This is a genomic window from Pedococcus sp. P1_H8, from assembly GCF_056405175.1.
In genome coordinates this window covers 1-356 of record NZ_JBFUCP010000487.1, presented here as the reverse complement: position 1 = coordinate 356, position 356 = coordinate 1, and the positions used below count along the sequence as shown (strand labels likewise).

Below are 356 nucleotides of genomic sequence, written 5' to 3'. Positions count from 1 at the left end.
GCGCTCCGGTTGCCACGTACCCGCCGCAGTTGGGCCCGCGCTCGATCGCCCGCGGACCCCGGCACGGCACCCCGGCGTCGGATCGGCGCACTCGTACGGTGCACCGGTTGGACCAGAAACAGGGTGCCGCCGTTGGTTCCGGAGATCCGGTCGGCCCGGACCGTGGCCAGTTCACCGGATGCCAGTTCCATGTCGATGGTGCGGGTCTGGTCCGGAAGCAGGTCCACGGCGAGGCCGCGCAGGGCCGCATGGTCGGCCACGTCGAGCAGGTCCAGCGCGGTTCGATTGGTGAGCAGGATGTCCTCGCCGATGGCGGCGACGGCGAGGTGACGCTGCGGCGAGACTCGGTGGAAGGC

The 356-nt window shown here is 71.3% G+C and carries 1 protein-coding gene; it reads left to right on the top strand.

Annotated elements, in window-relative coordinates; all coding sequences use genetic code 11:
• Nucleotides 1–107: 107 nt before the first annotated feature.
• On the top strand, nucleotides 108–356 hold a 249-nt coding region (locus tag AC1DYG_RS20980), incomplete at its 3' end, for a hypothetical protein (protein WP_477641750.1).